Source organism: Marinobacterium sp. YM272 (genome assembly GCF_050908845.1).
Classification (GTDB): Bacteria; Pseudomonadota; Gammaproteobacteria; order Pseudomonadales; family Balneatricaceae; genus Marinobacterium_D.
In genome coordinates, this window is record NZ_CP194171.1 from 2,313,179 (window position 1) to 2,337,038 (window position 23,860).

21 protein-coding genes are annotated in these 23,860 nt (G+C 58.9%); 13 read left to right on the forward strand and 8 right to left on the reverse strand.

Translation table 11 applies throughout. From position 1 onward, the window contains the following. Nucleotides 1-86 precede the first annotated feature (86 nt). Genes ACQUQP_RS10425 through trxB form a run of 3 tightly spaced genes read right to left on the reverse strand, consistent with a single transcriptional unit; the run spans nt 87 to nt 2,477 of the window. Nucleotides 87-794 (reverse strand): arginyltransferase, encoded by a 708-nt coding sequence (locus ACQUQP_RS10425; protein ID WP_432694964.1) that lies wholly within the window; start codon nt 792-794, stop codon nt 87-89. Between the two features lie 10 nt (nt 795-804). After that, on the reverse strand, nt 805-1,503 hold the full coding sequence (gene aat / locus ACQUQP_RS10430) for a leucyl/phenylalanyl-tRNA--protein transferase (protein WP_432694965.1): 699 nt from the start codon (nt 1,501-1,503) through the stop codon (nt 805-807). Between the two features lie 17 nt (nt 1,504-1,520). Continuing rightward, the gene (trxB, locus tag ACQUQP_RS10435; protein WP_432694966.1) at nt 1,521-2,477 is read right to left on the reverse strand and encodes a thioredoxin-disulfide reductase; all 957 of its coding nucleotides are present in this window, start codon (nt 2,475-2,477) and stop codon (nt 1,521-1,523) included. 211 nt (nt 2,478-2,688) lie between these two features. Between trxB and ACQUQP_RS10440 the strand changes: the two genes are divergently transcribed. The 6 genes from ACQUQP_RS10440 (at nt 2,689) to ACQUQP_RS10465 (ending at nt 10,370) form a co-directional block, all read left to right on the forward strand. Next, nucleotides 2,689-5,331 carry a DNA translocase FtsK 4TM domain-containing protein gene (locus ACQUQP_RS10440; protein WP_432694967.1) on the forward strand — a complete coding sequence of 881 codons (2,643 nt, stop codon included), beginning with the start codon at nt 2,689-2,691 and terminating at the stop codon, nt 5,329-5,331. A 4-nt stretch (nt 5,332-5,335) separates the two neighbouring features. After that, nucleotides 5,336-5,968, forward strand: coding sequence for an outer membrane lipoprotein chaperone LolA (gene lolA / locus ACQUQP_RS10445; protein WP_432694968.1), 633 nt, complete (start codon nt 5,336-5,338; stop codon nt 5,966-5,968). Further along, nucleotides 5,968-7,329: a replication-associated recombination protein A gene (locus tag ACQUQP_RS10450; protein WP_432694969.1), complete on the forward strand. Its 1,362-nt coding sequence runs from the start codon at nt 5,968-5,970 to the stop codon at nt 7,327-7,329. Before lolA ends, ACQUQP_RS10450 begins: the two co-directional genes overlap by 1 nt. Next, nucleotides 7,326-7,697: a fluoride efflux transporter CrcB gene (gene crcB, locus ACQUQP_RS10455; RefSeq protein ID WP_432694970.1), complete on the forward strand. Its 372-nt coding sequence runs from the start codon at nt 7,326-7,328 to the stop codon at nt 7,695-7,697. The genes ACQUQP_RS10450 and crcB overlap by 4 nt, the downstream gene beginning before the upstream one ends. Nucleotides 7,698-7,751: 54 nt before the next feature. Further along, nucleotides 7,752-9,029, forward strand: coding sequence for a serine--tRNA ligase (gene serS, locus ACQUQP_RS10460; RefSeq protein WP_432694971.1), 1,278 nt, complete (start codon nt 7,752-7,754; stop codon nt 9,027-9,029). Nucleotides 9,030-9,161: 132 nt separating this feature from the next. Beyond that, nucleotides 9,162-10,370 carry a UbiH/UbiF/VisC/COQ6 family ubiquinone biosynthesis hydroxylase gene (locus ACQUQP_RS10465; RefSeq protein ID WP_432694972.1) on the forward strand — a complete coding sequence of 403 codons (1,209 nt, stop codon included), beginning with the start codon at nt 9,162-9,164 and terminating at the stop codon, nt 10,368-10,370. Between the two features lie 96 nt (nt 10,371-10,466). On the opposite strand, the gene ACQUQP_RS10470 is transcribed toward ACQUQP_RS10465, so the two are convergent. Beyond that, nucleotides 10,467-10,937 carry a phasin family protein gene (locus ACQUQP_RS10470; RefSeq protein WP_432694973.1) on the reverse strand — a complete coding sequence of 157 codons (471 nt, stop codon included), beginning with the start codon at nt 10,935-10,937 and terminating at the stop codon, nt 10,467-10,469. Nucleotides 10,938-11,192: 255 nt separating this feature from the next. Further along, a complete protein-coding gene (locus ACQUQP_RS10475; protein ID WP_432694974.1) occupies nt 11,193-11,561 on the reverse strand; it encodes a phasin family protein in 369 nt (122 codons plus the stop codon). Between the two features lie 312 nt (nt 11,562-11,873). On the opposite strand from ACQUQP_RS10475, the gene ACQUQP_RS10480 reads away from it, so the two are divergent. From ACQUQP_RS10480 to ACQUQP_RS10490, 3 genes are all read left to right on the forward strand, one after another. After that, complete coding sequence (locus ACQUQP_RS10480; RefSeq protein WP_432694975.1) at nt 11,874-14,792, forward strand: insulinase family protein; 2,919 nt, start codon at nt 11,874-11,876, stop codon at nt 14,790-14,792. A gap of 72 nt (nt 14,793-14,864) precedes the next feature. After that, nucleotides 14,865-15,737 carry a DMT family transporter gene (locus ACQUQP_RS10485; protein WP_432694976.1) on the forward strand — a complete coding sequence of 291 codons (873 nt, stop codon included), beginning with the start codon at nt 14,865-14,867 and terminating at the stop codon, nt 15,735-15,737. Between the two features lie 48 nt (nt 15,738-15,785). Further along, nucleotides 15,786-16,913, forward strand: a complete 1,128-nt coding sequence (locus ACQUQP_RS10490; RefSeq protein WP_432694977.1) for a PQQ-dependent sugar dehydrogenase — start codon at nt 15,786-15,788, stop codon at nt 16,911-16,913. On the opposite strand, the gene ACQUQP_RS10495 is transcribed toward ACQUQP_RS10490, so the two are convergent. The 3 genes from ACQUQP_RS10495 to ACQUQP_RS10505 form a co-directional block, all read right to left on the reverse strand. Beyond that, on the reverse strand, nt 16,885-17,736 hold the full coding sequence (locus tag ACQUQP_RS10495; RefSeq protein ID WP_432694978.1) for a DMT family transporter: 852 nt from the start codon (nt 17,734-17,736) through the stop codon (nt 16,885-16,887). The two genes, ACQUQP_RS10490 and ACQUQP_RS10495, sit on opposite strands and share 29 nt — an antisense overlap. A 43-nt stretch (nt 17,737-17,779) precedes the next feature. Then, the gene (locus tag ACQUQP_RS10500) at nt 17,780-18,022 is read right to left on the reverse strand and encodes a hypothetical protein (RefSeq protein WP_432694979.1); all 243 of its coding nucleotides are present in this window, start codon (nt 18,020-18,022) and stop codon (nt 17,780-17,782) included. 79 nt (nt 18,023-18,101) lie between these two features. Continuing rightward, nucleotides 18,102-18,869, reverse strand: a complete 768-nt coding sequence (locus ACQUQP_RS10505; protein WP_432694980.1) for a DUF4197 domain-containing protein — start codon at nt 18,867-18,869, stop codon at nt 18,102-18,104. Nucleotides 18,870-18,982: 113 nt separating this feature from the next. Between ACQUQP_RS10505 and ACQUQP_RS10510 the strand changes: the two genes are divergently transcribed. From ACQUQP_RS10510 to ACQUQP_RS10525, 4 genes are all read left to right on the forward strand, one after another. Further along, complete coding sequence (locus tag ACQUQP_RS10510) at nt 18,983-19,837, forward strand: transglutaminase family protein (protein WP_432694981.1); 855 nt, start codon at nt 18,983-18,985, stop codon at nt 19,835-19,837. A gap of 271 nt (nt 19,838-20,108) precedes the next feature. Next, nucleotides 20,109-21,554: a sucrose phosphorylase gene (gene gtfA / locus ACQUQP_RS10515; RefSeq protein WP_432694982.1), complete on the forward strand. Its 1,446-nt coding sequence runs from the start codon at nt 20,109-20,111 to the stop codon at nt 21,552-21,554. A 149-nt stretch (nt 21,555-21,703) separates the two neighbouring features. Further along, nucleotides 21,704-22,930: a GGDEF domain-containing protein gene (locus ACQUQP_RS10520; RefSeq protein WP_432694983.1), complete on the forward strand. Its 1,227-nt coding sequence runs from the start codon at nt 21,704-21,706 to the stop codon at nt 22,928-22,930. 72 nt (nt 22,931-23,002) lie between these two features. Continuing rightward, nucleotides 23,003-23,797 carry a transglutaminase domain-containing protein gene (locus tag ACQUQP_RS10525; RefSeq protein ID WP_432694984.1) on the forward strand — a complete coding sequence of 265 codons (795 nt, stop codon included), beginning with the start codon at nt 23,003-23,005 and terminating at the stop codon, nt 23,795-23,797. The last annotated feature ends 63 nt before the right edge of the window (nt 23,798-23,860 follow it).

Consider the following 23,860-nt stretch of genomic DNA (forward strand, 5'->3'; position numbering starts at 1 on the left):
GCGCCGGTCGGAAAGCGCATTATTTTGCCCGAATCCCACTGTTATATCAAAGAGATTTGGTGATTCAGCTAAGTTGAATTGGCCGATCAGAGGCGCATCCACTGGTCCGCTATCAGCATATCCAGTGGTTTGTAAGCGGTCTTGTAGCTCATTTTCCGGCAGTCACGTACCCAGTAGCCCAGGTAGAGATACTCGAGCCCTGCGTTACGGGTGGCTTCGATCTGCCAGAGGATGGCGTAGGTGCCAAGGCTGCGGGCGTCCTCATCGGGGTCGTAGAAGGTATAGAGTGCCGATAGCCCCTGGTCCAGTTCATCGGTCACGGCGATAGCAACGAGGCGATCGTCGGGGTCCCGGAACTCGTAGAAGCTGCTCGGCTGGTCGCCCTCCACGAGAAAACTCATGAACTGACTGGGCGAGGGTGGAAACATGTCGCCGTCAGTGTGTCGTTCGGTGATGTAGCGGTCGTAAAGCCGGTAATATTCGATGGTCAGCTGGGGGGCGACCGATACCACCTTCAGGTCGGCGTTACGGCGCCAGATACGGCGCTGCGTTTTGGACGGTTTGAATTCGCGTACCGGTATCCGTACCGAAACACAGGCGTTACAGCTGTCGCAGTGCGGGCGGTAAATATGCGAGCCGCTACGGCGAAAGCCCAGGTCGCTGAGCTGGCTGTAGAGCGTGCCGTTGACCTCGGCCTGGGGATCGACGAACAGGGTCTTTGCCTTGCGCCCGGGCAGGTAGCTGCAATCGTGTGGCGGGGTGGCGTAAAAACGCAATGTTTGCAGATCACTCATGAGCGCGGCCTTAACTCTGAAAACGACGGGTGGCGGTCCATTCGTGCGCGGGCCGATCCACAAGTAGCTTGCCTAGCAGATCTATGAACAGCGAGCGAGGAATTTCCCGGGCCCCCAGACTGGCAAGATGGTCGTTATATACCTGGCAGTCAATCAAATCATAGCCCCACTCGACCAAATGTTCGACCAGGTTGGCAAACGCAATTTTCGAGGCATCGGTGCGTCGGCTGAACATCGATTCGCCAAAAAATACCCGCCCCATGGCAAGGCCGTAGAGTCCGCCGATCAGCGTATCGTTTTCCCAGACTTCCACCGAATGGGCAACGCCCAGCTGGTGAAGAGCTGAGTAGGCCGCTTTCATATCCTGGCTGATCCAGGTCTCTTTGGCGTAGCTGCGTGGTGCAGCGCAGGCGTTGATGACTGCGTCGAACTGCTGGTCGAAGGTGATTTTGAAGGCTGTTTTACGTAATGTTTTACGCAGGCTGCGGGAGATGTGGATCTCTTGCGGAAAGAGTACGCAGCGCGGATTGGGGCTCCACCAGAGGATCGGCTCGTCGGGGTTGTACCAGGGAAAGATGCCCTGACGGTACGCCGCAATGATGCGGCCGGGGCTGAGGTCTCCGCCTGCGGCCAGGAGTCCGTCTGGGGACTCCAGGGCCTGATCGACAGGCGGAAAATCGTGGCGCTTCGGATGAAGCCAGGGGATCATCGAAGCGCCCCCTGCACTTACTTGTTCAACGCATCCAGGTAGCGCTCGGCGTCGAGCGCTGCCATGCAGCCGAAACCGGCGGAAGTGATGGCCTGGCGATAGATGTGATCGCAGACATCACCGGCGGCGAACACGCCTTCGATGTTGGTCTGGGTGGCATTGCCCTCCAGGCCGGAACGGATCTTCAGGTAGCCGTTGTTCATCTCCAGCTGGCCTTCGAACAGCTCGGTGTTCGGGCGGTGGCCGATGGCGACAAAGACGCCCTGGAGGTCGAGTTCCTGCGTGGAGTCGTCCTGGGTGCTCTTGACGCGGATGCCGGTTACGCCGGTTTCGTCACCGAGAACTTCATCCAGCTGATGGTTCCAGAGCAGCTTGATGTTGCCGTTTTCGGCGCGTTCCATCAGCTGGTCCTGAAGGATCTTTTCGCTGCGCAGGCTGTCACGACGGTGTATCAGGGTAACCTCGGCAGCCAGGTTGGACAGGTAGAGCGCCTCTTCCACGGCGGTGTTACCACCCCCGATGACGGCAACTTTCTGGCCTCGGTAGAAGAATCCGTCACAGGTGGCGCAGGCGCTGACACCCTTGCCCTTGAACGCTTCCTCGGACTCCAGACCCAGGTACTGGGCGGAGGCGCCGGTGGAGATGATCAGGGCGTCACAGGTGTATTCGCCCATGTCGCCCTTGAGGCGGAAGGGGCGGTTCTGCAGGTCGGTTTCGTTGATGTGATCGAAGATCACTTCGGTATTGAATCGCTCTGCGTGTGCCTGCATGCGCTGCATCAACTCGGGGCCCTGCACGCCTTCCGCGTCACCGGGCCAGTTGTCGACGTCGGTGGTAGTGGTGAGCTGGCCGCCTGCCTGCATACCGGTGATAACAACCGGGTTGAGGTTTGCGCGTGCGGCGTAGACGGCGGCAGTGTAGCCAGCCGGGCCAGAGCCGAGAATGATCAGCCGGTGATGTTGTACTTCGCTCATGGTCTTCAGAGGTTCCGTAAAAGTGTGAGTGTGTATTAAGCCAGGATCTTGGGGCGTATCCCGGCAAATACAAGGAAAGCGGATGCCGGGGAATTTACCGTTCCCAAGGGCTGTTGTCCATCGACCAACCTGAGCGATGGACTCGGCGTTAAGCACCTAAGTATGGTATTTTTCACCCTCGATTGCAGGGTAACGCGGTAAGGATAAGGGCTTGAACGAAAAGCGTATTGATAGTTCGACAGCTTTGGGGCTGCAGCTGGCCAGGGTCGCCAAGGAAGCGGGGCTGGTATTGGTTATTGGCTGTAATCTGTTTCTACTGCTGGCGATACTGAGTTATGACCCCAAAGACCCCGGCTGGTCGCACATGGGATATCAGGGAGAGATCGCCAACCTGGCCGGTGTTACCGGTGCGTGGATCGCCGATGTGGCGGTCTCGCTGCTGGGCATCGGTGCTTATCTCGTGCCTTTCCTGTTTGCCTGGCCGGCGTTGCGGTTTCTGCGTCGTCGCAAGGCGGGGCTGCTGGATGCGATTCCTTTCGTAATGCTGCGCCTGACCGGTGCAATTCTGCTGATGCTCGGCTTTTCCTCTCTGGCGTCGATGCATCTTTCCAACGAAACGCTGGAGTATCCATTTACCGCTGGCGGACTCATCGGTCAGTCGATCTCCGACCTGTCTGTCGCCTGGCTAAGCATTGTGGGTGGGTCAGTCCTTCACTGGACTGTAATGCTGTTTGGTTTGACCCTCTATGCCGATGTGTCCTGGCGCGCGGCACTGGAGTCATGCGGCGGCGCAATGCTGGCGGCCTGGGAGGCTTTGTCTGGTCTGTTCAAACGGCGCGGCGCGAAGGACGTGGCAGCCGATGACGACGAGATGACCGAACAGCCAGCACCTGTCAGGCCAAAACGGAAGATGCCGTTCATGCGCGAGCAGCAAAAAACCGCTGAACCCAGCCTGGCGGGGTTGGATGCCGAGGCGACTATCCGCGAGCGCACCGAGCACCTGTCTGAGCCGGAACGAGAACAGCGCGTTGAGCCTTCATTCTCGCTGGAAGGGCTGAGTGCGAAAGAAGAATCCCCGGCTGAACAGTTAATCCCTGTCGACGAGCCGGCATTGACTCAGGTTGGGCCCGAAGCTATTCAGTCATCGGTGCCGCCTGCCGCTGTTTCTGAGCCTGAACTGGAAGCAGCTGCTGCAGAGACAGAGATGGATCCTCCCTGGAGTGAACCGGCACAGGAGGAAGCGGGCGCCAGCCGCAAAGGGGTTAAAATTGTTCCTCTGTCCGAATCCCACAAGCCGCTGGTTGATGATGAGCCGCCAGGACAACAGCCTTCGGGAACCACCAGCCGCAAGGCGCCGCCGGTGCTGCCGTCGCTGGACCTTCTTGATCCGCCTGAACTGCAGAGCGATCACGGCTATACCGAAGATGAGCTCGAAGAGTTCTCCCGCCTGCTTGAGGCCAAGCTGAAAGATTTCGGTGTCGTTGCGGAAGTGGTTGAGGTCAACCCGGGGCCGGTGATTACCCGTTTCGAGATTCAGCCGGCGCCGGGCGTGAAGGCCAGCAAGATATCCAACCTGGCACGGGACCTGGCGCGCTCCATGGCCGTGGCCGCCGTGCGTGTGGTCGAGGTGATTCCTGGCAAGTCGGTGATCGGTATCGAGATTCCCAACTCAACGCGCCAGACCGTTCGTTTGAGCGAGGTACTCAACGCCAAGCCTTACCTGGAAGCCAGCTCTCGCCTGACGCTGGCGCTGGGTAACGATATCGCCGGCAACCCGGTGGTGGCGAATCTGGCGAAAATGCCGCACTTACTCGTAGCCGGTACTACCGGCTCCGGTAAGTCAGTTGGCGTTAATGCGATGTTGCTTAGTCTGCTGTTCAAGGCCACACCGGATGAGGTGCGGCTGATGCTGGTGGACCCGAAGATGCTGGAACTGTCGATCTACGATGGTATTCCGCACTTGCTGACGCCGGTTATCACCGATATGAAAGAGGCGGCCGGCGGTCTGCGCTGGTGTGTCGCTGAGATGGAACGACGTTACCGCCTGATGGCAAAGATGGGTGTGCGAAACATCGCCGGTTTCAACGAAAAACTGGTCAAGGCGCAGGAGCGGGGCGAGCCGCTGCGTGATCCGCTGTGGAATCCTCAGGAGCAGGGACTGGATCCGTCCGAGCCGGCACCTTTCCTGGAATCCCTGCCATATATCGTTGTCGTGGTCGACGAATTTGCCGACATGATGATGATGGTGGGCAAGAAGGTCGAAGAGCTGATCGCCCGTATCGCCCAGAAGGCGAGGGCGGCGGGTATCCACCTGATCCTGGCAACCCAGCGTCCCTCGGTGGATGTCATCACCGGCCTGATCAAGGCCAACGTGCCGACCCGAATCGCCTTCCAGGTATCCTCGAAGATCGATTCGCGCACCATCCTGGACCAGTCCGGCGCGGAAAACCTGCTTGGCTACGGCGATATGCTCTACCTGCCGGCGGGTACCAGTCTGCCGAACCGCGTCCATGGCGCCTTTGTCAGCGATGACGAGGTACATCGCACGGTTGAAGCCTGGAAGGCGATGGGCCAGCCGGTCTACATCGACGAAATCCTCAGCGACGTCGGTGCAGAAGGCGGTGGCGGCAGTGGGAACCTGTTCGATGATGAAGCGGATCCACTCTACGATGAGGCCGTGGCGTTTGTGACCGAAACGCGCAAAGCATCGATTTCGTCGGTGCAGCGCAAGCTCAAGATCGGCTATAACCGGGCGGCGCGCATGATTGAATCAATGGAAGCTGCGGGTGTCATTAGCGAAGCGGGCTCCAACGGTCAGCGTGAAGTGCTGGCGCCGCCTCCACCGAGAGACTAAAACCATGCCTACCTATTTTAAGGGCGCGATGCTCAGCGCGCTGTTCAGTATCAGCACGGCACTGCATGCCAGCGCCGTGGATCGTCTTGGTGAGCTGTTGACGCGCCACGAGGGGATCCAGGCCGATTTTGAGCAATATACCCTGTCTGAAGAGGGGGCTCGCCAGGAGCACTCCAGCGGGGAGTTTGTACTCGAGCGGCCTGACCGCTTCGACTGGCACACGCGCCTCCCCTTTGAGCAGAGGATCGTCAGTGACGGCGAATATATCTGGATCTACGATCCGGACCTCGAGCAGGTCACCCGCAAGCCGGCCGGCGACCAGGCAGGCAGTGCTCCGGCACTGATCCTCAGTGGTCGCATCGATGTGCTGGATGAGCGTTTCGATGTTCGCCAGGTTGATGATACGCCGGGCCGGGAGGTGTTTGAGCTGATTCCGTTGCAGCCGGAGAGCGGCTTCGTGCGCATCCGGCTGCTGTTCAGCAACGATCTGCTAACCGAGCTGTGGCTTGAAGACAGCCTCGGTCAGCGCACCTCGATCCTGCTCGAAGAGATCAAGGTGGATCCCGAGGTGGACGAAACCCGGTTCGACTTTACGCCACCGGAGGGTGTCGACGTGATTCTGGATCCGGGGGTCTGATGCAGGACCTGTTTTCCGATCAATCTTCTGGATACGAACCCCTCGCGGCCAGGATGCGGCCGCGGACACTGGATGAGTATATCGGTCAGGAGCACCTCTTCGGTCGCAGCAAACCCCTGCGTCAGGCGCTGGAGCAGGGGTTGGTGCATTCGATGGTCCTCTGGGGGCCACCGGGGGTGGGCAAGACCACACTGGCCAAGCTGATCGCTCACCTGGTGGATGCTCATTTCGTCACCATTTCGGCGGTCCTGTCCGGGGTAAAGGATATCCGCCAGGCGGTGGAGCAGGCGACGCAGCTGAAGGCCCAGAGCGGCCGCAAGACCATACTGTTTGTCGACGAGGTGCACCGCTTCAACAAATCGCAGCAGGATGCGTTTCTTCCCTACGTTGAAGACGGCACCGTCATCTTCGTCGGGGCGACAACAGAAAATCCCTCCTTCGAGCTGAATAACGCGCTGCTTTCCCGGGCGCGTGTGTACCTGCTGCGTTCTCTGGAAACGCCGGCCCTGCGCCAGATCATCGAAACCGCGTTGCATGATCAGGAACGCGGCCTGGGTCGGCGTAAACTGGTCTTTGGCGAAGGGGTAATCGATCGGCTGGCGGAAGCCGCTGATGGAGACGCGCGCCGGGCACTGAACCTGCTCGAGATAGCGGCCGACCTGTCCCGCCCCGATGGCGACAGCGAAAGCGTCGATGCAGAGGTGCTGAAAGAGGTGTTGCAGGCCGGTGGTAGGCGCTACGACAAGGGCGGGGATCTGTTTTATGATCAGATTTCCGCGTTTCACAAGTCGGTGCGCGGCTCATCGCCGGATGGCGCGCTCTACTGGTATTGCCGCATGCTCGATGGCGGCTGTGATCCGCTTTATATAGCCCGGCGCCTGGTGGCGATAGCTTCGGAGGATATAGGCAATGCCGACCCCCGTGCGATGCAGGTCACGCTCTCCGCCTGGGATGCCTTTGAGCGGGTGGGACCGGCCGAGGGGGAGAGGGCGATCGCCCAGGCGGCGGTTTACTGCGCGCTGGCCCCGAAAAGCAATGCGGTCTACAAGGCGTTTGCCCAGGCCATGGCTGATGTGCGCTCCGACCCCAGCTATGCGGTGCCAGAACATCTGCGCAACGCGCCCACGTCGTTAATGAAAGATATTGGTTACGGCGCCGAATATCGCTATGCCCATGACGAGCCCGACGCTTACGCCGCTGGCGAGGTCTACCTGCCCGAAGAGATCGCGGCACGGCGCTATTATGAGCCGGAAAACCGGGGCCTGGAGATCAAGCTCGGCGAAAAACTGGAGCGGCTGCGTGTGCTGGATCAGCATAGCCGCAAGCAGCGCTACCCAAACCGTAAAGGAAAAGGCGGATGATTCACTGGATACTGATCGCCCTGGGCGGCGCGCTGGGCGCACTGGGGCGCTACTGGGTCAGCGGTGTACTGAATAACGCTGAGCACCGCCTGCCGCTGGGAACAATGACGGTCAACGTGGTCGGCTCCTTTCTGATGGGGGTCTGTTTCGTGCTGATCCTTGAGCGGGCAAAACTGTCGCCCGAGATGCGACCGCTGCTTATGACCGGTTTCATGGGTGCATTCACCACCTTTTCCACCTTTTCACTGGAGACGGTGGCGATGATGCAGGAGGGGCATATGATGTCCGCCCTGATTTATATATTATTGAGCCTCATTTTATGTCTGGTGGCGCTGTACGCCGGACTGGCGTTGACCCGGATGTTTTAAACCGGGCCGCTGTTACCTTTACTCTGACTGCGAACATTAAGGTACGTTTACTTCATGCTTGATCCTAAACTGGTCCGTGCCAACCCGGAAGCGGTGGCCGAGTCGCTGAAAACCAAGGGCTTTGAGTTCCCTGTAGCGCGTTTTGTCGAACTGGAAAACAAGCGTAAATCGATCCAGATCGATACCGAGAGGCTGCAGAACGAGCGCAACACCCGTTCGAAAGGAATCGGCAAGGCGAAGGCGGCCGGTGAGGATATCCAGCCGCTGCTGGATGAGGTGAAGTCACTGGGTGACCGCCTGGACGCGGCCAAGGCTGAGCTGGACGAGGTTCAGGCAGAACTCGACAAGATCCTCATGGGTGTGCCGAACCTGCCGCACGAGTCGGTCCCGGCAGGGGAAACCGAAGATGACAACGTAGAAGTGCGCCGCTGGGGCAGTATTCCCGAGTTCGCCTTCGAACCCCAGGACCACGTTGACCTGGGTGAGCGTAACAAGGAGCTGGACTTCGCCATGGCGGCGAAGCTGACCGGTTCACGTTTTGCGGTCATGAAGGGCGGTATCGCACGGCTGCACCGCGCCCTGATTCAGTTCATGCTCGACACCCACACCAGCGAGCACGGCTACAGCGAAGTCTATGTACCGTACATGGTCAATGCGGAATCGCTCGAGGGTACCGGCCAGCTGCCGAAGTTCGAGGAAGACCTGTTCAAACTCCCGTTCGGCGATCGCAGCTACTACCTGATTCCGACCGCCGAGGTACCGGTGACCAATTTCGTCCGTGACGAAATCGTTGATGCGGCCGAGCTGCCGCTGCAGTTCACCGCGCACACGCCCTGCTTCCGTTCCGAGGCGGGTTCTACCGGTCGTGATACCCGCGGCATGATTCGCCAGCACCAGTTTGAAAAGGTGGAGCTGGTCCACGTGGTCGAGCCGTCCAAGTCCTGGGATGCACTGGAAGCGCTGACCGGCCATGCCGAAGTGATCCTGCAGAAACTGAATCTGCCGTACCGCGTGATCACACTCTGCGGTGGCGATCTGGGTTTCAGTGCTGCCAAGACCTACGACCTTGAAGTCTGGTTGCCGGGGCAGCAGAAGTACCGTGAGATCTCCTCCTGCTCCAATATGCTGGACTTCCAGGCGCGTCGCATGATGGCACGCTGGCGTAACCCGGAAACCGGCAAGCCGGAACTGGTGCATACGCTTAACGGCTCCGGCCTGGCGGTGGGTCGTACGCTGGTGGCGATCATGGAAAATTACCAGAACGAAGACGGTAGCGTGACCGTGCCGGAAGCGCTGCTTCCGTACATGGGAGGGCTCACCCAGATCGGGTGACCTCCGGCCGTTTGACTGACAAGGCCCCGTTTTGACGGGGCCTTGCTGTTTATGAGCGTTGACTTGCCACAAGGCATCTCGGCGCCTGTTGCGTATACTGCGCAAGCCAGATTCAGCTCTAAGGATACCAGGATGAACCAGCGCTATGATGTCGTAATTGTCGGTGGTGGTATGGTGGGTGCCACGCTTGCCTGCGCGCTTGCCGCAGGCGATCTGTCGATCGCACTGATCGAGCAGCAGTATCCGCCGGCATTTTTACCGGACCAGCCGCATGACCTGAGGGTGTCGGCATTGAGCCTGGCATCCGAGCGTATCCTGCGTCATCTGGGTGCCTGGCAGGGTATCGAATCGCGCAGGCTCTGCCCCTATCGCCGCATGCGTATCTGGGAGGCCAGTGACAAGCGAGGTGCAACGGAATTTGACGCCAGCCGAATCGATCAGCCCTACCTCGGCAATATCGTTGAGAACCGGGTCATTCAGCTGGCGCTACTCGATCGGGTTAAGCAGCTCGAAAATATCGATCTGATCTGTCCGGCGCGGATTACCGGCATCGATTACTCGCCGGGCGCTTCCATCGTTCAGCTTGAGGATGGCAGGGAAATTATTGGTCGCCTGATGGTGGCAGCCGATGGCGGCCAGTCCCGTGTCCGTGAGGCGGTGGGTATAGGTACCCATAAATGGGACTACAACCAGTATGCGCTGGTGGCATCGGTGACTACCGGGTACGAGCAGCAGGATATTACCTGGCAGCAGTTCACACCCACCGGCCCGCTGGCGTTTCTGCCGCTCAGTGGCTCCCGTGCCTCACTGGTGTGGTACAACACGCCGAATGAAGTGCGCCGGCTGATGGCGTTGCCCGACAACCTGTTCATGGCGGAGTTACGTGAGACCTTCCCCGAACGTCTGGGGCCTGTACCTGAGCTTCTCGATCGCGGTTATTTCCCGTTGAAGCGTCAACATGCCCAGCACTATGTCGCTGAGGGTGTTGCGCTGGCGGGTGATGCCGCTCACATGATTCATCCGCTGGCAGGACAGGGGGTGAACATCGGGCTGCTTGATTCTGCCGTGCTGGCGGAAGAGGTTTTGCAAGCCCGGGCTGCCGGTGAGGCCTGGGAGTCGGTAGAAGTATTGAAGCGCTACGAAGCGCGCCGCCGCAAGCACAACCTGGTGATGATGCAGACGATGGATGCCTTTTACCGAGTGTTCAGCAACGACATTGGACCCTTGAAGCTGGTGCGTAACCTGGGGTTGGGGCTGGCTGGCAGGCTGCCGCTGGCGAAGGAGCGGGTGATGCAGTTCGCGATGGGGCTGGAGGGAGATCTTCCGGAGGTGGCGCGCTAGAAGGCTGGAGGTTTTACATCGGGGGTGGCTCTTGAGCGCTCCTGAAACAAAAAACGGCTGCCCGAGGGCAGCCGTTTTTGCATTCGCTCTACCGGCTTAGGAAGCAGTAGTAGCGGTAGTCTTGCGAGCAGTGGTCTTAGGAGCAGCCTTCGGTTTAGCAGCTTCCGGCATGTATTTAGTCATGTCAAAAGCGGAGAAATCGAAATTGCCCATCTCCTTGAACTTGTCCATATCGAAGTAGGGCAGATCACCCATTTCGGACATGCTCTTCTCGACGATGGCAGTGATTTCTTCGTTGGCTTTGGTCAGGGCTGCCATCTCTTTCTCGGCAGTACCGGTGATCTTGCCTTCCAGTTCCTTGTAGAACTTAACCTGCAGGTCGAAAGCTTCTTTCGGTTCTTTAACTTCGGTCAGTGCCTTGACCTGGGCCAGGCTGGAGTTGACGAAATCAGAGAAGTAGTCAGACTGCAGGGAGATCAGGGTCTCAGCGGTCTTCTTGTTGATTTCGGCCATCTCTACAACCGGGGCCATCTTTTCTTTCATCTCTTTCAGCATATCGTCGTACATGTTTGCGTCCTCAGATAAAATTACGCTCGGAAGGCATTGTGCGGTGCACCATTAAGACCGCACATTAAACGCCGCTATTCCTTACGTCAAGTTTATTTTTGTGCAGATGCACAATTGCTGAAAATATCGGGTTGGATGATATCTGCAGCAACAACATCTGGTTAACGTACCGCTGTAACGGCGGTGCAAAAAAGATGGCCGCGGAGCGGCCATAATGGGTTTACTGCTGGGTAGAGCAGGGAACCTTCAGGCCGATCACTTGGCCTTCATATCCATCGGCTTCATGAACTTCTGCAGTTCAGCGAAGTATGGAGAAGAGCTCATGTCGCTGACGCTCTGCTCGATGATGCTGGTCAGTTCTTCGCGAGCAGTGGTCAGAGCAGCCATCTCTTTCTCAGCCACGTCAGTCAGCTTGGCCTCAACGTCCTTGAGGTATTTGACCTGAGCTTCGAAAGCCGCTTTCGGCTCCTTGGTCTCGGTCAGCGCTTTCATCTGAGTCAGGCTGGAGTTAACGAAATCGGAAACGTACTGAGACTGCAGGGAGATCAGGGCTTCAGTAGTCTTCTTGTTGATCTCAGCCATATCCATGACCGGCTTCATTTTGTCTTTCATATCTTCGTACATAGCTATCACCTCGCAGTGAATATCAGGAAACAACTTTATGTTGCGTTGCAGCATTGATGATCACTCTATGATCAGATGAGGTCGCTGTCAACACTATTTTGTGCAGTGCACAAAAAAATTCTCGACCCGCTTTAGATGCTTCATTTCCTTTATAACACGAGGATTGTGATCTTCATGTTGCATTGCAACAGCAAAACCCGGGGGTGAGCGGGCTGGCTGTACTGGCGCGAGTGACATTAAGCGATACAATGGGGGCAAGCAGCGGCGCAGGTACTGCGCCCAAATCCAGTTTTTTGGAGTGAAGCCCAATCTATGCAAGCTGTTAAAAGTCATCAGAGCTTTCGCTTCCTGCGTAATCAGACTATCGATTCTCTCAATGTAGAGGTGCAGGAGTTCGAACATATCGCCACCGGAGCCCGCCACTACCACATCGCTGCTGACCGTGATGAAAATGTTTTTCTGGTAGCCTTCCGTACCGTCCCCGAAGACTCCTCCGGCGTTGCACATATTCTGGAGCACACGGCGCTGTGCGGCAGTGAGCGTTACCCGGTGCGGGATCCGTTCTTTATGATGACCCGGCGCTCGCTCAACACCTTCATGAACGCGTTTACCAGTTCAGACTGGACCGCGTACCCCTTTGCCAGCCAGAACCGCAAGGACTACTTCAACCTGCTGGATGTCTATCTCGATGCGGCCTTCTTCTCCCGTCTCGACCCGCTGGATTTTGCACAGGAAGGGCATCGGGTGGAGTTTGCCGAAGCGGGCAATCCGCAATCGGATCTGGTCTACAAGGGCGTAGTTTTCAACGAGATGAAAGGCGCGATGAGCTCGCCGGTATCGACGCTCTGGCAGACATTGACCCGCTACCTGTTCCCGACCACCACCTACCATCACAACAGCGGTGGTGAGCCGAGCTGCATCCCTGACCTCAGCTACGAGGAGCTGGTTGAGTTCTATCGCAGCCACTACCATCCGAGCAATGCGGTGTTCATGACCTTCGGTGATATCGATGCCGCGGAATTGCAGGAGCGGTTCGAAACCCTGGCGCTGCACAAGTTCAAGCGTAACGAGGAAGAGATCTCGGTGCCGGATGAGAAGCGGTACTTCTCACCGGTTCGGATTGAGGAAGCCTACGCACTGGACCAGGAGGATCTGGCGGCGCACACCCATCATGTGCTGGGTTGGCTGCTGCCGCGCTCGATCGACCTGGATGAGCTGATGCAGGCGCATCTGCTTTCCCGTGTACTGCTTGATAACTCCAGCTCGCCACTGCGCGCCGCACTGGAATCCAGCGATATCGGTACCGCGCCTTCGCCGCTCTGCGGTCTGGAGGATTCAAACCGCGAAATGAGCTTTATGTGCGGTGTCGAGGGTAGCGAACCGGAGAAGGCGGCGGCGTTTGAACAGCTGGTTATGGATACGCTGGAGCAGGTGGCCCGCGAAGGTGTCTCCCAGGAGATGGTCGAGGCCCAGCTGCACCAGCTGGAACTGAGCCAGCGCGAGATCACCGGCGACAGCTATCCCTTCGGCCTGCAGCTGATCCTCGGGGCCCTGTCCGCCGGCATTCATCGTGGCGATGCTCTGGGTTCTCTGAACGTGGATCCGGCGCTGGAGAAACTGCGTGAGGCGATCAAGGATGCCGATTATATACCGTCGCTGGTGCGCCGCTGGCTGCTCGATAACCCGCACCGGGTACGTCTGACACTGCGCCCGGATAACCAGCTCTCCAGACTTCGCGATCAGGCGGAAGCGGATCATCTCGCGGCCATGAAAGCGGCCATGAGCGAAACCGAAAAGGCCGAGGTGATCTACCTGGCTGAAAAACTCGAAGCGCGCCAGATGCAGGTGGACGATGAGTCGATTCTGCCGAAGGTGACGCTGGAGGATGTACCCACCGAGCTGAAGCTGCCGCAGGGTGAACCTCTTTCCCCGGCCAAGCTGGACAGCACCTGGTACTCCGCGGGGACCAACGGTCTGATCTACGAACAGGTGGTGCTGGATCTGCCTGCGATGAGCGAAGAGCAGCAGGCGCTGCTGCCGCTTTATACCCACTGTTTAACCGAGCTCGGTTGTGGTGACCGCGACTATCGCGAAAACCAGGCGTACCAGAGCCAGATCACCGGCGGTTTCTCGGCTTATACCACCGTGCGTGGTAAGCCGGATGACGAGCAGGACATCTCGGCCTATCTGGTGCTGTCAGGGAAAGCCCTGGCGGTTCATCGCGAGGCGCTGGCGGACCTGATGGTCGAGACACTGGAAAAAGCCCGCTTTGACGAGACCCAGCGCCTGCGCGAAATTGTCGCCCAGATGCGCAGCCGCCGTGAGCAGTCGATCACTGGCCAGGGGCACGGCATGGCGATGCTGGCGGCCTGCTCCGGTTTTGCTCCGGCCTCGCAGATGGCGCATAACTCCCGTGGTCTTGAGGGCGTGCGCCGCATCAAGGCGCTGGATCGTGCCCTCGGCGAGCCGGCTGAGCTGAATCAGTTGTCAGAGCGCCTGGCGGAGATTCATCGCCTGGTGGCCGGCGCACCGCGCCGTTTCCTCAGCGTCGGGGAAGAGGAGCACCGCGATGCGATGGCTCAGTCGATCGAGCAGCGCTGGGCATCTGCGGCCGTCGCAGAAGCGTTCAGCGGTTTCAACCTGCCGCAAACCCGCGAAGCGGTAAAGCAGGTCTGGATGACCAGCACCCAGGTTAACTTCTGTGCCAAGGCTTTCCCGACCGTGACCGTGGAGCATCCCGATGCGGCGCCCCTGACTGTACTCGGTGAGTTCCTGCGCAATAACTATCTGCACCGTGCTATTCGCGAGAAGGGCGGTGCATACGGCGCCGGCGCGTCTCAGGATAGCGGGGACGCGGTGTTCCGCTTCTTCTCCTATCGTGATCCGCGAATCAGCGGTACCCTGGATGACTTTGATGCTGCAGCTCGCTGGATCAGCGAAAACAGCATTGAGCCGCAGAAACTCGAAGAAGCGGTGCTCGGTGTGGTCAGCTCTATCGACAAGCCCGGTTCACCGGCCGGTGAAGCCAAGCAGACCTACCACTCCAGCCTGTTTGGACGCACGCCGGAGCAGCGTCAGCGCTTCCGCCGCCAGATCCTGGCGGTGGGTGTCGAGGACCTCAAACGCGTAGCGCTTGAATACCTGAATCCGGAGCGTGCGGCCGTGGCGGTGGTGACCAGCACCAAGGGTGCCGAGGAGCTGCCGGAGTTCTTCGAGCGCATCGAAATCTAACCGCACTGCATCCTGTTTTGCTGATATCGCCCCGACATCGTTTCGGGGCGATTTTTTTGGAGACTGCTTTAGTTGAATCCCCTGTTACTCAAGGCTGCCCTGCTCATCGTGCTCTCGGAGTCGATGCTGGTCTGCGCCGGTGTCATCATCCGGGTGGTCAGCGACGAGCTCAGCACACCGATGATCGTGTTCATGCGCAATCTGATGGGGCTGATACTGATGCTGCCGTTGCTGATCCGCGCGTCTCGTTCAATGGCGACGAAAAACATCCATCTGCACCTGATGCGTGCGGTGGTGGGTATCTCCGCCATGTCCTGTCTGTACTATTCCTGGTCTGCGTTGCCGCTGGGGCAGGCCGCTCTGCTGAAGCAGACGGCGCCTTTTTTCGTACCGGTCATCGCTTTCTGGTGGCTGGGTGAGCGGGTACCCGCGCGGGTAAAGGTGGCACTGCTGGTCGGCTTTGCCGGGGTGGCACTGATTCTTAATCCGCAGGAGGGAGCGGTCAATCTGGGTCTGTTGATCGCGCTGACAGGGGCGGCGCTGAGCGCGCTGGCCAAAGTCACCGTCCGGCGCATGCACCTGACCGAGCCGCCCAAACGCATCGTGTTCTACTTTGCGCTCTTTGGCTCGCTGTTTTCCGTCATCCCGGCGGCGCTCAACTGGGTGACACCGAGCCCCGAAGCGCTGGTCTGGCTGCTTGGACTGGGAGCAACCTCGACCCTGGCGCAGCTATCGATGAGCCGCGCCTATACCCTGGTGCCTGCGGCCCAGCTGGGACCTTTCACGTACAGCTCGGTGGTACTCGCGGCCGGCGTCGGCTGGTTGCTCTGGGATGAACGTATCGCGCTGCTGACGATATTTGGCATGCTGCTTGTTTTCGCCGGTGGACTGCTAACCTTGAATAAACCCGCGACTCGAACCGACTCCGTTCCCACCCGAACCTGAAGCGCTGGCCGGGGTCGAAAGGGAGAGTGTCAATCAGGGAGAACCGAGATGCTGCGTCGATCCTTTACCCCGGCTTTGCTGCTGATCCTTGCGGCCACGCCCGTGACTCAGGCGGATATCGTTCATCGAGAAACCAGCGAAGTAGGCCCGGTGGTTGTCGAGGAACTGGCAACCGGACTCGGCGTGCCCTGGGGCATGGAGTTCCTTGATGAGGAGCAGTTACTGATTACCGAGCGGGCAGGCCGGGTGCAGGTCCTGGATCTCGGTAGCCGAGCGTTGCGCGAGGTGACCGGGCTGCCATCGATCCGCCAGGGTGGCCAGGGTGGTTTGCTCGATGTGGCCAGCACCGAGAAGGCCCCAGGCTGGTACTACTTTACCCGGGTCGGTTCGGTGGAAAATCGTGGTGTCACTATCCTTTCCAGGGCACGTTTGCAGGGCGATCGTCTGACCGGATGGGAGGACCTGCTGGTCACCCGCTCCGGCACCGGCAGCGGGCGTCATTTCGGCAGCCGCATCGCCTTTGATGGCGACGGCCACGTCTATTTTTCCACCGGCGACCGGGGCGAGCGGCCCAACGGCCAGAACCTGCAGACTCATGCGGGGACCATCATGCGGTTGACGCTGGATGGCCAGGTACCGCCGGACAACCCGTTTATCGGCAAGGCCGGCGCGTTGCCGGAGATCTGGAGTTACGGTCATCGTAATCCCCAGGGGCTGGCCTACGATGCGGGCCATGACCGGCTTTGGGAGAACGAGCACGGTCCGCGTGGTGGCGACGAGATCAACCTGATTCAGCGCGGCGCCAACTACGGCTGGGCTGAGCTTTCCTACGGCAAGGAGTACTGGGGGCCGATCGATGTGGGTGAGGGCGAAGAGGCGCCGGGCATGGTGTCGCCGGTGAAGGTTTATATCCCCTCCATCGCACCGGGCAGTCTGTTGCACTACACCGGTGATGCCTTTCCGCAATGGCGGGATAACCTCTTTTCCGGCGCGCTGGCGCTGAGACATCTGAACCGTGTGTCTCTGGATGAGAGCGGCAACGCCGTGGCAGAGGAGCGTCTGCTCGAAGAGATGGATGAGCGTATCCGGGCATTGGAGCAGGGACCGGATGGCGCGATCTATCTGTCGACAGACAGCGGGCGGATTCTCAGGTTGAAGCCGGCTTCTGGCGAATAACCAGGGCGATACCACCGAGGATCGCGATGGAGGTCAGCACCAGTCTGAGGGTCAACGCCTCGCCCAGCAGAATGATCCCCGCCACGGCAGCAATGACCGGCACACTGAGTTGAATGGTGGCGGCGTTGGTGGCACTTATGTGCGGCAGGGCCGCGTACCAGATCAGATAGCCGATTGCAGAGGCCAGCGCGCCGGAGGCGATAGCCCAGAAGGCACCGGCCGGATCGATTTCCAACGTGCCTGCGAGCCATGCGACTGCCCCCAGCAGCAGGGCTAGCGGTGCTGAGCGGATAAAGTTACCGGCGGTGGCCAGCGAGGGGCTGCCGCCACTGCGCCCGCGCAACGAATACACACCCCAGGCAACACCGGCACCGGCCATCAGCAGCGACGCCAGCAGTGGTGGTGCGCTCAGGCCCGGCAGCATCAGACCGATGAGCCCCGCCAGCGCGACCGCGAGTCCGAGCCAGCGCAGTGGAGTGAACGGCTCGCCCTGGACCAGTGCATAGCCGATCATCGTGACCTGCACGGCACCGAACAGCAGCAGCGCGCCGGTGCCCGCGGCCAGGCTGGTATAGGCGTAGGAGAAGAGTGCCGCGTAGCAAAAAAGCGCCAGCGCAGAGGGCCAGTTGCCGGTCAGTTTCTGTCCCTGGTTACGCAACGCCAGGATCAGCCAGAGGGTTAGCGCTCCGGAGCAGAGCCGAATGGCGGTAAAACTGGCCGGATCGATGTCAGTATCGCGAAGCGCCACGCGACAGAAGATGGAGTTGGCGGCAAACGCCAGCATCGCCAGACAGGTCAGGGCTAGGATCCGGCCTGAAGTCATCGTTATAATTCCCTGTTTTTATTATTTTTCCAGGTATGTGCCATCAGACTGAAAGGTCGAGCAGGGTGCCTATTACCGCGTCGGCGGTCTGCACGACCTTGACGCCGGCCAGGGCATAGGTTTCCGCCTGGGTCTGATCAACAAGTGCCTGTTCCAGCGACGCGGCGGTGCTGTCATCGGCCCGGGCCGGCTGCTGCGCAACAGTCTGGGCGCTCTGTTCGACCTGGCCGCTTGCGGTGCGCAATGCGTCCAGGCCGGAACTGAATGCTGATGGGATGGTGTTCATAACACTCCTCAAAGCCGGTGTGCTTTGGCTGCAGTGTCCCCTGTAGGAAACACCGCTTCAACTGTACTTTGGTGTCAGGTCAGTTGCCAAAAACCTGTTTAAGAAGGTCTGTGGTGCGTGCCACGGGCTCCTTGCGGATCTGCTGCTCCTCTGCTGCCAGGCGCAGAAAAAGACCATCCAGTGCCTGCTCCGTCACATGGTCCGCCAGGTCCAGGTTGAAGTTACCCAGCAGGGCAACCTGGGATTCCGCCATATCCAACAGAGTCTGGTATGCCGCCGTGACGCCACTGCTGGCCATGGCGCTCTCGATACGCGGGCGGAAACGCTCTTTGAGCTGGCTGTAGGTGTGCTCGCGGAAGTATTCGGTGGCGGCGCTATCTCCACCGCTGTAGATTTGGCGGGCATCTTCGATGGTCATCGCTTCGACGGCATCCACGAAGATCGGTGTGGCTTCTGTAACGGCATCTTCCGCCGCGCGGTTCATGCTCAGCTCAAATGCCTCGACCTGGGATTCCAGCCCGGCACGCACAAACATGCTGCGGGTGGTGTAAAGATAGGAGGGCAACGGAATTTTCACATCATTGCTGCCATAGTAACCGTCGGTAGCAGCAAGGGTTTCCACGGCGCGGCGGGTGCCGACCTCCAGTGCGTCCTTCAAGCCGGAGGTCAGCGTATCGGTATCCAGGTTTTCTGGCACACTGTCGCTTGAGGCCTGTTCGCTGCCGGTCTGCTGTTGCAGCAGTTCAGCGCCCTGATCGAGCAGGTCGCTCAAGCCCGCCTCGGTGGTAGAACTGAATGCCAACAGGGTGCACAGTACCAGTGCCGGGGTGGTGGAACCAAACTGCATAACGATACTCCTTGAGTCGAGGTAGCCATTCCACAATGGACAGGCGGAGTATAGTGAAGTTCGTGTTAGAACTCCCGGGGCACCAGCCACAAGTCAGTAAACAGGAGTAGGCAATGAAGCGTTACAGGATCAAGCACAGCACCTGGTATGGATTCAATGGTGAGGTGACGCTGGATCCTCACTGGTTGCGGATACGTCCCCGGGTGGATCACGACATCCGCATTCTGTCGGCAACGCTGACACTGACGCCTCCGGCCAGTAACGTCCGCTGGTACCGGGATGTGGAAAACAACTCGGTGGCGGTGGTTGATTTCGACCAGCCCTGCACCGAGCTGGAAATCCTCAGTGAAGTGGAGCTGGAGCATTTCGATCAACAGCCGCTGGATTTCATGGTGGAGGATTACGCCGTTGACTACCCGTTCAACTACCTCGATGAGGATCGCGTTGTTCTGGCGCCCTATTTCGCGATGACAGAGTCCTCGGATGCACTGAGAGCGTGGATCGCCAATATATGGGATGGCGGAGAGGCGCTCCAGTCATACACCCTGCTGCGCAGGCTCTGTGATGCGATCGAAAACGGCTTTGAGTACAAGGTGCGCGAGGAGGTCGGGGTGCAGGCGCCGGAGGAAACGCTGTCGCTGGGCTCCGGTTCCTGTCGTGACTTTGCCAACCTGTATATTGCTGCCGTGCGCCACCTGGGCTTTGCGGCACGCTTTGTCAGTGGCTACCTGTTTGTGCCGCCGGGGCCTGAATTTTTCGGTACTACCCACGCCTGGGCCGAGGTGTATATCCCCGGAGCGGGCTGGAAGGGGTTTGATCCCACCAGTGGAGAGATTACCGGGGCCACCCATATCCCGGTGGCGGTGGCGCGTAACCCGGAGACGGTACCGCCGGTGGAAGGGGCTTTCGTCGGCCCCGAAGGCTCGGCTCTGAAAGTGGGTGTCTGGATAACACTGCTCGACGGCTAACCGCCGTCATTCGGCGGGCGAGGGGCTGCGACGATCAGTGCATGTGCACCGATACTGCCCGCAGGCACGGCCGCCGTGCATATCGCTGCTTATCAGGCTTTTCCGGATCCGTTTTTCTCAGGCCCGAGGGGGAGAGGAGCAACCGGTAAGCCGCGGCCTGCAGCGATATGTAGCTGACTTAGGCCGTTTATCCGATTAATCCGGTCAGATATTTGCATCATCCTGAAAACCGCTTCTATGGTTAGTGGACAGGTTTTTTAGGAGGCTAGGCATGTCGATACTTCGCAACCAGGTGCAGCTGATCTGTTATCCGGACCGGATGGGGAAAAATCTAGGTGACCTTGATCGGGTGCTGGAAAAGTATCTGGGCGATGCGGTGGGCGGCGTGCATATCCTGCCATTTTATCCCTCCAACGCCGATGCCGGGTTTTCACCGCTGACCCATACCGAGGTGGATCCCCGCTTTGGCAGCTGGCGCGACATCGAGCATATCTCCAGTCGTTACGACCTCTGTGTCGACCTGATTCTCAACCACATCTCGGATGAATCGGTGGAGTTCCGCGACTTTGTCGAAAAGGGGTATGAATCGGAATATGCCGAGCTGTTTATCAATGTGGATGAGATGGGGCCGATCACCCATGACGATCTTGCCAAGATCCATATCCGCAAGGAGAAAGAGCCGTTTCGCGAAGTGAAATTTGCCGACGGCTCGACCACGCGGGTCTGGTGTACCTTTACCGAGCACCAGATCGATCTGAACTACGAGTCCGAGAAAACCCATGAACTGATGGGGCACTACATCGCGTTTCTGGCGCACAAGGGCGTCAAACTGTTTCGCCTCGACGCGTTTGGCTACACCACCAAGACAATAGGCACCAGCTGCTTCCTGGTGGAGCCGGATGTCTACCGCAATCTGGACTGGTTCAACGAGGTTGCGCACATGCACAACACCGAACTGCTGCCGGAGGTACATGACCACTCCAGTTACCAATACGCTATCGGCCGGCGTGATATGCATCCCTACGGCTTTGCCCTGCCACCGCTGATGCTCTATACGCTTCTCGACGACAACAGCGTTTACCTCAAGCACTGGCTGCGCATGGCTCCCCGTAACATGGTCACGGTGCTCGATACCCATGACGGTATCTGTATTCCCGATGTGGAAGGGGTGCTGCCCGATGACCTGATCAAGGGACTGATCGATACCGTCGATACCCGCAGCGCCGACCCGATCCTCAGGCGTTCGGCGGTAAACGCCCACAGTGTGGGCGCCATCTACCAGTTGACCTGCACCTTCTACGAAGCGCTGATGAAAAATGATGATGCCTATATCGCGGCACGGGCGATTCAGTTCTTTGCACCGGGTATCCCGCAGGTTTACTACGTGGGGCTGTTTGCCGGTTGCAACGATTACGACCTGATGGAAGAAACCGGTGAGCTGCGTGATATCAACCGGCACTACTACAGCTTTGAAGAGATCGACGAGGCGATGACAAAACCGGTGGTGAAGCGGCTGCTGGCGCTGATGCGCTTCAGGAATACCCATCCCGCCTTTGAGGGGCGTTTCGAACTACATTATTCCAGCGATACCAGCGTGGCCATGGCCTGGCGCCACGGCGAAAATTTCTGCCGGCTGTTCGTGGATCTTAACTTTAAGACCGCACGGATCACCTACACCGACAAGAGCAGTGGTGCAGAAGCGGTGATGCAGTGCTGAGCCTTTAAAACAGCTGTTTAAAGATTCATCAACGATCTTCTTGATTTAAGCCGAGCAATCTAGCTAGTGTATCCATCCTGAACAGCCGGTCAGGATGGGCCGGCTGTGTCTATTTTGTTACTGGCAAGCAGCAGGCGATCGTACCAGAAATGGATCCACTGGTTATTTATTACACGCACGGAGCCGAAGAGTTCGCGAAGCCCGTACAGGCTCTGGTTGAACAGGCCGGATTATTTCCGCGCTGGGAACCGTGTGATTCGATCGGGCAGGTGCCTGTTGGCGCTCTTGTCCTGCTGAACGACACAGAGCTGAATCAGCCTCAGCAGCGCTTATTGGCATCGCGTCGGGCGATAGTGCTGGCGGATGATGCAGCCTTCGAGACCTGCACAGGCTATCTGGCCCAGGGCGCATTGAGCTGTATTCAGCAGCGGGATGCCGAGCGCATAGCGCTCGAGCTGATAGCCCTTGAATCCCAGCAGCAGCGTTCCGTCGCAGCCTGTGTCGGTAACACCATGTTGCAAACGGTGATCGATGCCATCCCGGTACCGATCTTCTTCAAGGACGAGCATCACATCTATCGCGGTTGCAATATCGCTTTTTCCGAAGCGATGGGGCGTCCGCTGAATCGGATTGTTGGCCACTCGGTGTACGATATGGCGCCCGCCGAGCTGGCCGATCGTTACCATCGTGCTGATCGTGAGCTGTTGGCCGCAGGTGGACATCAACGCTACGAATCACCGGTGCGTTATGCCGACGGGCAGCTTCACAATGTTGAGTTTCACAAGGCGGTATATTACCACGGTGACGGACGCCCGGCAGGGCAGGTCGGCGCCATGCTCGATATCACAGAGCGCAAGCAGTTGATTGATCAACTTGAGCGCTCTTCGCGCACCGACCCGTTGACCGGCGTTGGCAATCGCCGGGAGTTCAATCAGGTTGCCCGGGAGGCGATCAAACAGCATTGCGCCACTGGGCAGCCACTGAGCCTGCTGGTGCTCGACGTGGACTACTTCAAGTCTATCAATGACCGCTTTGGTCATGCTGTGGGTGATCGTGCACTGAAGTTCCTGGTGCAGCAGTGCGCCAGCCTGCTGCGGGAGGAGGATCATCTGTTTCGCGTCGGCGGTGAAGAGTTTTACATGCTGCTGCAGCGGACCGGGGTGAAGGGCGCAGAGGTAGTGGCAAAGCGGCTGGTTGATGCCGTGCGTGAGGCCAGTCTCATTGTTGAACAGTCGGTGATACGCATGACGGTATCGGTCGGAGTGGTCGACATCGCACTGGATACGCCGCTGGAGGAAAGTTTGGCGCGGGGGGATAAAGCGCTCTACAAGGCGAAACGTGACGGGCGTGACCGTGCTTGCATCGCCGCTTCCTGATCGTCAGCGGTTTAAATCCCTGGCTGAATCGTCCACACTGTTCCTGCCTGAAACCGGCAAAGTGGAGTACCCATGTGGCTGCAGACAAGCTGTGAGCTGAGATTCGATATCAACTTTCCAACCCCTTTTATCCTGATGCTTCGAGCGCGAAGTGGTGCCCAGCAATGGGTTGAGCGTGAGGAATATCATATCGAACCCAGCATTCCCGTGTTCGAATTCTCCGATGCCTATGGCAATCTCTGCCAACGCCTTGTTGCGCCTCCGGGTATGTTCTGTATCGAGACTCATTCCAAGGTAAAAACCGCCGATGTCATGGATCGCGGGTACGGCGCCCCGTTTATCGAGATCCAGAATCTGCCCGACCCGGTACTGCACTATCTGTTGCCGAGTCGCTTCTGCGAGTCTGACCGTTTCTGCGATATGGCCACCGAGATCACCGCGGGCTGTTACCTTGGCTATGATCAGGCCGCGGCGATCGAGGCCTGGGTCAGACAGCATATCCGTTACGAACCGGCCACCAGCGCGGTGCCGGCATCAGCCACTGAGATCAATCAGCGAGGCGCCGGTGTCTGCCGGGATCTCGCGCACCTGGGCATTGCGCTTTGCCGCAGTCTCAGTATCCCGGCGCGCATGGTGGTGGGCTACCTGCATGAGCTCTATCCCATGGATCTGCACGCCTGGTTCGAGGCCTATGTGGGCGGGCGCTGGTACACCTTCGATCCGACCCAGAGTGAATTGCGGGGCGGCTATGTCGCCATCGGCTACGGTCGGGATGCGGCGGATGTGGCGATTTACAACCAGTTTGGCCCGCCGGTGATCCCACAGGTGCAGCACGTGGAAGTGCTGCGGTTGCCAAGAGCGGACTGAAGTTAGAACTCAAATCAATCTTTTCTGTATCTCCCAGGCTACAGCATTCACCCTTCTATCCAG

Bases quoted from the DNA above. Each gene is read 5' to 3' on its own strand.
- ACQUQP_RS10425 (WP_432694964.1), bottom strand. From the start codon at position 794: ATGAGTGATCTGCAAACATTGCGTTTTTACGCCACCCCGCCACACGAT.
- aat (WP_432694965.1), bottom strand. From the start codon at position 1,503: ATGATCCCCTGGCTTCATCCGAAGCGCCACGATTTTCCGCCTGTCGAT.
- trxB (WP_432694966.1), bottom strand. From the start codon at position 2,477: ATGAGCGAAGTACAACATCACCGGCTGATCATTCTCGGCTCTGGCCCG.
- lolA (WP_432694968.1), top strand. From the start codon at position 5,336: ATGCCTACCTATTTTAAGGGCGCGATGCTCAGCGCGCTGTTCAGTATC.
- ACQUQP_RS10450 (WP_432694969.1), top strand. From the start codon at position 5,968: ATGCAGGACCTGTTTTCCGATCAATCTTCTGGATACGAACCCCTCGCG.
- crcB (WP_432694970.1), top strand. From the start codon at position 7,326: ATGATTCACTGGATACTGATCGCCCTGGGCGGCGCGCTGGGCGCACTG.
- serS (WP_432694971.1), top strand. From the start codon at position 7,752: ATGCTTGATCCTAAACTGGTCCGTGCCAACCCGGAAGCGGTGGCCGAG.
- ACQUQP_RS10465 (WP_432694972.1), top strand. From the start codon at position 9,162: ATGAACCAGCGCTATGATGTCGTAATTGTCGGTGGTGGTATGGTGGGT.
- ACQUQP_RS10470 (WP_432694973.1), bottom strand. From the start codon at position 10,937: ATGTACGACGATATGCTGAAAGAGATGAAAGAAAAGATGGCCCCGGTT.
- ACQUQP_RS10475 (WP_432694974.1), bottom strand. From the start codon at position 11,561: ATGTACGAAGATATGAAAGACAAAATGAAGCCGGTCATGGATATGGCT.
- ACQUQP_RS10480 (WP_432694975.1), top strand. From the start codon at position 11,874: ATGCAAGCTGTTAAAAGTCATCAGAGCTTTCGCTTCCTGCGTAATCAG.
- ACQUQP_RS10490 (WP_432694977.1), top strand. From the start codon at position 15,786: ATGCTGCGTCGATCCTTTACCCCGGCTTTGCTGCTGATCCTTGCGGCC.
- ACQUQP_RS10495 (WP_432694978.1), bottom strand. From the start codon at position 17,736: ATGACTTCAGGCCGGATCCTAGCCCTGACCTGTCTGGCGATGCTGGCG.
- ACQUQP_RS10500 (WP_432694979.1), bottom strand. From the start codon at position 18,022: ATGAACACCATCCCATCAGCATTCAGTTCCGGCCTGGACGCATTGCGC.
- ACQUQP_RS10505 (WP_432694980.1), bottom strand. From the start codon at position 18,869: ATGCAGTTTGGTTCCACCACCCCGGCACTGGTACTGTGCACCCTGTTG.
- ACQUQP_RS10510 (WP_432694981.1), top strand. From the start codon at position 18,983: ATGAAGCGTTACAGGATCAAGCACAGCACCTGGTATGGATTCAATGGT.
- gtfA (WP_432694982.1), top strand. From the start codon at position 20,109: ATGTCGATACTTCGCAACCAGGTGCAGCTGATCTGTTATCCGGACCGG.
- ACQUQP_RS10520 (WP_432694983.1), top strand. From the start codon at position 21,704: ATGGATCCACTGGTTATTTATTACACGCACGGAGCCGAAGAGTTCGCG.
- ACQUQP_RS10525 (WP_432694984.1), top strand. From the start codon at position 23,003: ATGTGGCTGCAGACAAGCTGTGAGCTGAGATTCGATATCAACTTTCCA.